1 protein-coding gene is annotated in these 609 nt (G+C 69.8%); it reads left to right on the top strand.

The annotated features are described in order from the left end of the window. Positions 1-329 precede the first annotated feature (329 nt). Positions 330-609: helix-turn-helix domain-containing protein (locus JGS22_RS27230; RefSeq protein WP_216815192.1), on the top strand; the 280-nt coding region annotated here is incomplete at its 3' end.

Below are 609 nucleotides of genomic sequence, written 5' to 3'. Positions count from 1 at the left end.
CCCGCCTGAAGCGCCCCGCCGAACCCGGCACACAGCGACCGAGGACAGTCCGGCCGCCCGCGAAGTCCTCCGCGCCGCGCACCCGTTGCACCGGAAGGAGCCAACCACGCAGTGACCGGACCGAATCCTGAAAGTCCACAACCGACACTGCACGTGTCACCGCCCGCGCACTGGCCGCACCGCGAGCGCAGCTGACGCACCTGTCGCGCACGGCAACCGCGTATCGGCCCTGCGTCCCCGCTGACCAGCGCAGCAACCCTCGCCGAGACGACGTTCCAAGGGTGAGCGGGTTCATCGAGCCCGCTCACCGCGAACGTATAGTGGGATGGGTGAGTGACGCGAATGATTCCGTGGCCCAACTCCTCGCACAGGCCCGCCTCGAAGCCGCCATCCCCCCGCACGAGGAACGAGTTCGGCTGCGCAAGGCAGCCGGCTTCAGCCTGGAACAGGTCGGCGCAGCGGTGGGCGTCACCCGGGCTGCCGTGTCCAGCTGGGAGAAACCGAGGACCGAAGGCGGAAACGAGCCCCGGGGCGACCAACGCACGCGCTACGCACGGCTGCTGAGCGGCCTCGCCGAGATCCACCCACCTGCCGCGTCAACACACCACC

Source organism: Streptomyces tardus (assembly GCF_018101125.2).
Lineage (GTDB): Bacteria > Actinomycetota > Actinomycetes > Streptomycetales > Streptomycetaceae > Streptomyces > Streptomyces tardus.
Note: the sequence above shows the minus strand (reverse complement) of the source record. Positions and strands in the feature narration are given on the sequence as shown.